Raw genomic sequence first — 4,449 nt, forward strand, 5'->3', positions numbered from 1 at the left:
ATCTTTCAATTAACTAGAACCAAACATATAAAAAACGACCATAGCCCAACTCGTCTTGCATCAGATATACCAGAGGTACTGGTAAAACTAAATAGTGCGATCGAACGAGAAAAAATACGGGCCTAAATAGTGTTGAAATGAATGAAGAGCATGAAAACGCAGAATCTGCTATTTCGATCATTGAGCGAGCCTATCCATTACTTGAATTATTAAAAACGGCAATAGAAGGGAAATGTGACGTTATGTGGGAAACATTGTAGTTCATAATAATTGAGTCTTTTCTCTTCAATACATCAATCAATAGAGTATATGCTGATTTCTTTAATATTCACTATCTACCCTGTTATTCTAGATGTGAGTAGTGATTTCTTTTATGTCCTATTTGATAGGTTGGAATAACAAGAATTCTCAAGCACCTTTCCGTTTTTCTTTAACAGAAAAATACCGAAGAAAGATGATGCCGAGAAAAGCCGAAACCATAGACGCTAAGAAGATGCCTAATTTCGCAGCATTAATTTGGGTAGGGTCATAAGCTAATTCCGCTATGAACAATGCCATAGTAAAACCAATGCCAGATAACATCCCTCCCCCTATAATCATTCCCCAATTCAAGTTTTCAGGTAATATTGCGATTTTGAGTCGGACGGCAATCCAACTAAACAAAGCAATACCTATTGGCTTGCCAAAAACAAAACCTAAAAATATAGCAAGCGTGATTGGAGAAGTTAAATTCGCCGCAGTTAGCGAAACTCCCGCGTTGGAGAGAGCAAACAGCGGTAACACGACAAACCCAACCCAAGGATGAAGTAACATTTCCAGCCGCTCAACTGGCGAAAGAGTTTCGCGCGCAGCCGCTGCAGCGGTTCTTAACGTCTCTCCTTCTACTTTATCGCCATTCCATTGTTCCATAATGGAAGATGACACTACGGTATCCATAATTATGGAAAGATGCTCCTTACTCACCCACTTATTTGTAGGGGTGAGTAAGCCGAGAATCACTCCGGTGATTGTAGGATGTATGCCAGACATATCAATGGCTATCCATACCATTCCTCCAACAATAGAAAAGAGCACTATACTGCGGATCCCTAAAAAGCCCATAACGCGAACAATAATAAACCCTAACAAGGCATAAAGTATGGACATCCAGTTAACATTATCTCCATAGCCAATAGCAACAACAAAGATCGCGCCGATATCATCTACCACAGCCATTGATAGCATGAATATACGCAAACTGCTTGGAATGCTTCGTCCTAAGAGTGCTAGGCACCCGATCACAAATGCGGTATCTGTAGCCATGACTGTGCCCCAACCATGTTGCCCTGATTCACCAAACTGTATAAGAAAATAGAAAAGAGGAGGCACTAACATGCCCCCAAGAGCAGCTGCAATAGACAAAATCGCTAATCTAGGGTTCCGAAGTTCTCCTAGCACTAACTCACGCTTGAGTTCCAAGGCAATGAGAAAGAAAAATAAGGTCATTCCTACGTCATTGATCCATTTGTGTAATGACCGTTCAAACACTAAATCACCAACAGTAACCCCTACTGATATATGCCAAAAGCGAGTAAACGATTCACTTAAATTTGAGTTGGCTAGTGAAATGGCAACTAACGTTGAAACAAATAGTACAATACCTGCTGCAGATTCAATATGTATGAAACGGTATATTGGTTGAGAGATCCAATCAATATACCCTTTGGGTAGGCGAGTTAGATTGGTTGGTGTTATTTTTTCTCTTTTACTCATTGTTTTTCAACTGTGATATTTTTATTTCTATCAATACCATTAAGAAACATGAATAAGTCACTATTAGTAGACAAAACAAGCGTTGTGTTCTCTGAAATAACGGTCGAGTAAGATTGCATCGTTCGTGTGAATTCATAAAATTGTCTTGTTTCAGGATTTTTATTGTAAGCTGATGAATAAATTTCGGCGGCTTTAGCGTCAGCTTGTCCTCGAATCTCTTCGACTTCACGATAGGCCTCAGATTGAATCTTATCCAAGTCTCTTACTCTGTCACCTCGAATCCTCGCAGCCTCCCCATTTCCTTCGGATAAAAAACGTTCTGCAATTTGACGACGTTCACTAATCATTCGCTCATAAATTTTAGGGCGAACACTTTCATTGTAATTAATACGTTTAAATCTAATGTCGAGCAACTCAATGCCAAAGATTTTTATTTTTTCTGACGCTGCAGAGAATATTTCTTGCTCTACAAATTGGCGACCTTTTTGGATAGGAACTAAGGCACCTATTTTCAGCTCTCTTTCAGCCTCACTCAATAATGGATCTCGTAATGGTTTGCGATTTTTGTTAGTACGTATTATTTCGATCAATTCATGTTTTGCTACAGCATTGCGTGTCTCACTACCCAAAATATCGTCTAGTCGAGATTGTGCACTGCGTTCATCTTTGAGACGTAAAAAGTATTGAAGCGGGTCAACGATTCGCCATCGAGCAAACAAGTCTACAGAAATATACAGTTTATCTTTTGTTGGCATGTCGGAAGGGCGACCATCCCATTCCAACACTCGTTTGTCGATAGTATTAATTTCTTGAATATACGGTACTTTTATTTTTAATCCAGCATTAACAATAGGTTTCCCTATTGGCTTTCCAAACTGAGTGATAATAACCTGTTGAACCTCACTTACTGTGTAAAGAGCGTTATATACACTAAAAGATGTACCTAAAATCAATGCGGCTATGACTCCTTTTTTAATCAATTTCATCTAGGCTCTCCTTGTGTGTCGTTGAGATTGAGCAAAGGCAGAATATTGTTTGCTCGTTCATCAATGATAATTTTGGTACGAATATTAGGTAACACAGCCTGCATTGTTTCTAAATAAATTCTGCGTTTAGTTACTTCTGGGGCTTTAACATACTCGAACAGTAATGCATTGAAGCGAACCGTATCTCCCTTAGCTTCATTGATGCGTTTTAAGCGATAACCATCAGCTTCTCTGATCCGTTGATCTTTTTCACCTAAAGCTAAAGGGATCACTTTGTTGTAATCTCGGCGAGCTTCGTTTATGAGCTTTTCTTTCTCCTGTTGGGCTTGGTTCACTTCATTAAACGATGCCTGGACAGGTTGAGGAGGGTTGATGTTTTTTAACTGAACTTGGTCAATTCTGATCCCTAAAGCATATTTTGTAGCGAGCTCTTGCATTTTTGAGAGCGCTTCAGACTCAATTTCTTGCCGACCAATTGTGATCACTTCATCCACAGTTCTATCACCCACCACTTCACGCATTACGGATTCAGAAACATATCGAAGGGTTTCACTAGGCTCTCGAACTTCGAACAAAAACTTGATGGGATCGGAGATTCGATATTGCACCACCCATTCGACGAGAGCGGCATTTAAATCACCTGTAACCATTTGTGTTTCTTGGCGTCGAGTGTTTATTCTCGGGCTTTGGTTGGGATTTTTTGCCATGGGTGTTATGAACCCAAACTCCTGCTTTAGCTGTCGTTTCACAGGTAAGATTTCAGCCGTATCAATGCCAAGTGGCATCTTGAGATGAAGCCCTGCAGGAACAATATGGACATATTTGCCAAAGCGTTGTATCACGGCAACAGAATCGCTTGGTACCGTGTAAAAACACGTCCAGAATATGATTGTTAAAAAGAAAATAATAAGAGGGATAAAAAAGCTTGAATTCCTTCCGCCTGGAAGCATTTTCTTTAGGTGATTGAGAATAGAATAAAATACCTTACTCAAATTAGGAGGATCTTGTTTTCCTCCTCCCCAGGGGTTACCTGAAGGTTGGTTATGTTGGAGCATGAGCATGCCCTCCGGCTATAGGTGAACAAATTTTCACCTATTCTATCTTTACACATTGGGGGGAGGCATCGAATTAACAAGGGTATCTTTTTTTTAATTTGAGATATTTACTTAAGATTGATAGAGGTTAACTGATCTATTCATCGATGGTGGCGACTCAATACTTCCTAAAATAAAATTTGTTCAATAAAATGTTTAACTAAAACAGTAAGTAAACTTAAAAGTGACCAAAAACGAAGTAGTACTAGAAACGCTCGAGAGGTATAATGTCGATTTCTGCATCTAAAAACACAGTGAAGGGTGCTTACTGTCTATTTGAGTAACCGAGATACGGCCTTCTTTCACATTAATTAATGTATTGTAAAGTCCGATGATTACCTAGTTATTAATACTAGACGTAACTCATTTCGGGGCGTGCGACGTGAGGTCGTATGAAGCGCTGTTCACCGCTCAAAGAGTGAACCATCTGTATCACCAGATGAACCTAGGGCTCTGAATAAAGTAGCGAGTCTGACAATGTAACGAAGGTTGGTATTTGCCAATCGGGATCTAAATCGTGAGAGAACGATCCTCCTGATAACCATAAATCGGGTGAGTGCTAGGTAGTCAGCATGATGAACATAAGTGAATCCGCTTAAGGTGCGTTATATGATGAA

3 protein-coding genes are annotated in these 4,449 nt (G+C 39.7%); all 3 read right to left on the reverse strand.

Annotated elements, in window-relative coordinates; all coding sequences use genetic code 11:
* Positions 1-408 precede the first annotated feature (408 nt).
* Genes nhaA through hflK form a run of 3 tightly spaced genes read right to left on the reverse strand, consistent with a single transcriptional unit; the run spans position 409 to position 3,793 of the window.
* Positions 409-1,752 (reverse strand): Na+/H+ antiporter NhaA, encoded by a 1,344-nt coding sequence (gene nhaA / locus BCT11_RS26945; protein WP_050908853.1) that lies wholly within the window; start codon positions 1,750-1,752, stop codon positions 409-411.
* Positions 1,749-2,738, reverse strand: coding sequence for a protease modulator HflC (hflC, locus tag BCT11_RS26950; RefSeq protein ID WP_050908854.1), 990 nt, complete (start codon positions 2,736-2,738; stop codon positions 1,749-1,751). The genes nhaA and hflC overlap by 4 nt, the downstream gene beginning before the upstream one ends.
* Positions 2,735-3,793 (reverse strand): FtsH protease activity modulator HflK, encoded by a 1,059-nt coding sequence (gene hflK / locus BCT11_RS26955; RefSeq protein ID WP_102389875.1) that lies wholly within the window; start codon positions 3,791-3,793, stop codon positions 2,735-2,737. The genes hflC and hflK overlap by 4 nt, the downstream gene beginning before the upstream one ends.
* Between the last annotated feature and the right edge of the window lie 656 nt (positions 3,794-4,449).

The organism is Vibrio sp. 10N.222.52.B12 (genome assembly GCF_002875385.1).
Taxonomy (GTDB): domain Bacteria; phylum Pseudomonadota; class Gammaproteobacteria; order Enterobacterales; family Vibrionaceae; genus Vibrio; species Vibrio jasicida.